The sequence below is a fragment of the Bacillus sp. S4 genome (assembly GCF_040838205.1).
Classification (GTDB): Bacteria; Bacillota; Bacilli; order Bacillales; family Bacillaceae_G; genus Bacillus_A; species Bacillus_A cereus_U.
Genome location: NZ_JBFPJI010000318.1, coordinates 1 through 3,682 on the forward strand (window position 1 = coordinate 1; position 3,682 = coordinate 3,682).

The following is a 3,682-nucleotide window of genomic DNA, read 5'->3' on the forward strand; positions in this document are numbered from 1 at the left end:
GAGATATGTAGGAATAGTTGTAAAGTAACATATTCATTATTTGACAGAAAATATAATTATTCATATCTAATTTGTCTAGTGTAGACTTCATTCTCTGAAGAAAGGGTGTTTTCTATGCAAATAGTGGCAAGAGAATTATATACTTTAATTAGAGATGTATATCATCAATTACAAAATAATCTGGAAAGTCAATTAGAACAATTCGACATCAGTATAGTTCAATTTGGAGTAATACAAGTGTTATCAGATTCAGAAAAAACTTCTATGTCTGATTTAAAACAAAAAATTGGTTGCGCTCCTAGTAATGTTACTACTATGATTCAACGAATGAAGAGAGATGGTTTTGTAACAACTACTAAAAATCCAGCTGATCAAAGAGAAACCCTGGTATATTTAACTGAAAAAGGTAAAGAAACAAAAGAAAAAGTAAATATTCAATATAAGGTATTTCTTAAAGAAAACTTTTCTTATTTTGATGAAGAAAAATTTATAACTTTATCAGAAATTCTCAAAGACCATAAACGCCATTTATTAAATGTTGAAAAAGGAATAATAAAAGTGTAACTAATAGTTACACTTTTGTTTAAACATATACTTCATATATGAAGTATATGTTTGGATATATATTTCATATGTGAAATAAAATCAAAAGACAAGGAGAGGTTTAAGTGAATGACAAAGGAATTAAACCTATGTTGTTTTTACTAGCAGTTGTAGCATTTTTTGTTGGAATGGATTCTTTAGTGGTATCACCTTTAATTCCTGATATCGCCAAATCCACTGCAACACCGATGGGAAAAGGAGGGTGGTTAATTACCTCTTACGCTTTATTTTATGGATTAACAGCTCCATTTTTCGGACCGATTTCTGATAAATTTGGTCGTAAACAAATGATTGTAACAGGAATGTTTATATTTTCAATAGGAACTTTTTGTACAGGACTAACTCAAGATTTTAACACGATTTTAGTTTTCCGTGCATTAACAGGGTTATCAGGAGCTATGATTATGCCAAGTATATTCGCATTGATAGGTGATAAAATACCTTATAAAATGCGTGGTATGGCAATGGGAATGGTAATGGGGGCAATGGTTGGTTCAACAGTTTTAGGAGTACCGATTGGGGCTTTCTTAACTTCTGTTGGTAACTGGCAATGGACCTTTTATGGTATAGGGATTTTAGCAATGTTGGTTGCAATTATTGTAATGATCATGTTGCCTAAAACGCCACCAACTAATCAAATTCCAGTGTCTGCACCAGTGGCAATGGTGTCTGCGATTAAAACTGCGTTTACAAATACATCTATATTCTTTGCATTATTATCTACTTTCTTGTGGACTATTGGTTTACAGGGGATGTTTTCTTATATTGGAGTTTATTACAAAGAAAATTTTGATTTTAGTGTAGAAAAAACAGGAATGGTAATTTTTTTGGCGGGAGCAGGTAGTATTATAGGCAACGTCATAGGTGGTAAATTAGCAGATAAAATCGGTAAAAAAGTAGTTATTTCAATTGCTACTATTATCGCTGCAATTGGGGTTATTAGTTTCTCATTGTTAACTGAACATTTAATATCTGCAATTATTGTACACGTAGTATGGAGTACATCAATTGGGTTTGGACAATCTTCATTAACTGCTTTAATCTCAGAATTAAGTCCAAAGGTAAGGGGTACCGTAATGGCTCTTAATAGCTCAGCGATGTATATTGGAATGATGTTTGCATCTGCAAGTGCTTCCTGGTTATTAGTTCACGGACAGACATTCTTATCTATTGGCATATTATGTGCAATGGCTAGTTTTCTAGTACTACCGATTGTTCATTTTTTAGTGAAAGATAGTACAGCAACAATAGTAGACGGACAACAAACTCAAGTAAAGTAGTAAGGATAAATAATCCAAATGTATATGTCGAAATTATTTATTTAAACATTTTTTCTATGTTAAAACACCAATTCTTCCTGTAAAAAGAAGAGGTACCGCCACATCGTCATCAAGCTAAGAAGATACAACTACCCCCAGAACGAAATTTTGTGCTAACTTGTAATAAAAAAGCTCATTTTTTCGTTTTGGGGTGGATTTGTTTTCTTAAGTTGATGGGCATGGGGTCACCATACATGCCCATCAACTTAAGAATGGAAACAAAATGATCTTTCGTTCATATGAATGAAAAAACTCTTAAAATACTTTGTATCCTTAAAAATGAACATGCCAAATAAACCTCAATCGGCCAAATTTCAAAAATTATACAGCTTTCTTTTGTCTTCTCAATCCATTGTACTCATAAACAACACCCAAAATATCAAAGACTGTTTTCTTCTCATATCGGTGAGATTTCCGTCCATTCTTTTGTAGGAGGTGGAACAGATGGATAAGAATCTTTGTTATTTCTTGGGTGTTTTGTTGTATGGCTTGATACAAAATGTATAAATGATCTTGAATCATTCCAATTGCTTTATATTCGCTTAATTCTTTTTGTTTCTTTTGTAAAATCAATTGTCGCATCTTAAACATAGTAGAAGAACATAGAAAAATGGCAATGAGTTTGCCATAAACATGACATTCTAATCGCTCTTGTTTGATATTTTGCCAATGATGAATTTGAAATAGAGATTTCCAAGTTTTAAATATGATTTCGATTTGCCAGCGGAGGGAGTAAAAATCATGTATTTGTTCCATCGGAACAATCTCCCAAGGTGTATTGGTAACATATATGTTAATGCCAGCTAATCGTTTGCTTTTCTCTGAATACGTAATACCCTTTTTACTTTCCGTATACACTTGTTTTTTCCTACGTTCACGAAGTTGTTTTTCTGTTAATCGATACATAATCACCCGAGTGAATAGTTTTGTATTTTTTCCAATATAAGCATCTTTTATTTCATAGACCTGCCCAGGTTTTAAGGTATTCATAATTTGTTCTAAATCAACTTTGATGTACTGAGACTGTTTTTTTATTGCCCCATTTCGAAAGTATTCAGGAAATTGATTTTTGATATACACCATATTGTTTAATTTGAGTCGTGATATATAATACACACCACGTTGATCCATTTGATCTAAATCATCCAGTGAATAATAGCCTAAATCCCGAATACAGAGGTCTCCGGGACGTAATGTCGCTAAACACTCTGTTCCAAAGGTTTTATCATTATTTTTCCCTGGTTCAACTTGAAAATTTAAAAATTGTCCACTATGTAAATCATATTCTAACTGAATTTTTATACCCGCTGTTTGAGCACAACCACCTGATCCAGGATATACACTAGCTAAATGCTTTGGCACTTGAAAAATTGTTGCATCTAAAATACGAATTCGTTAAAAATAAGCAATTGAAGAACTAGGAATTACTGATGTTTCACAAATTTTACTTTTTAATAACGAAGAGAAAATATATTTTAAAAAGCAAACAGCTTTTTTATTGAAACGCTTATTGAGTCCTTCTGGACTCATAGTGGTTCCTGTAACAGCATGAAGTTGACTACACAGTCTCACTAAAGAATCACTCGCTAATCGTTGGCTAATCCAGACGCATATAGTAGCTAAATCATGCCCTGAAAATTTACGTTTTCGCTGTACAAAACCTAGTTCTCTAGCGAGATTTTCCAAGAACGAAGGGGTAAGATGTTCATATAATTCTTCAACAAATAATTGTAGTTCACTTTGAATCGAAAGATTCATAA

At 32.5% G+C, this 3,682-nt stretch carries 2 protein-coding genes and 1 pseudogene; 2 read left to right on the plus strand and 1 reads right to left on the minus strand.

Going from position 1 to position 3,682, the window contains the following annotated elements; translation table 11 throughout:
• Positions 1-114: 114 nt before the first annotated feature.
• Positions 115-564: a MarR family winged helix-turn-helix transcriptional regulator gene (locus AB3X48_RS19245; protein WP_088099319.1), complete on the plus strand. Its 450-nt coding sequence runs from the start codon at positions 115-117 to the stop codon at positions 562-564.
• Positions 565-668: 104 nt separating this feature from the next.
• A complete protein-coding gene (locus tag AB3X48_RS19250; RefSeq protein WP_088099320.1) occupies positions 669-1,883 on the plus strand; it encodes an MFS transporter in 1,215 nt (404 codons plus the stop codon).
• A 360-nt stretch (positions 1,884-2,243) separates the two neighbouring features.
• Here AB3X48_RS19250 and AB3X48_RS19255 read toward each other — a convergent pair.
• Positions 2,244-3,680, minus strand: a pseudogene (locus tag AB3X48_RS19255) (IS4 family transposase).
• Positions 3,681-3,682: the final 2 nt, after the last annotated feature.

Excerpts from the sequence above, each read along its gene's own strand:
- AB3X48_RS19245 (WP_088099319.1), top strand. The coding sequence starts at position 115 with ATGCAAATAGTGGCAAGAGAATTATATACTTTAATTAGAGATGTATAT.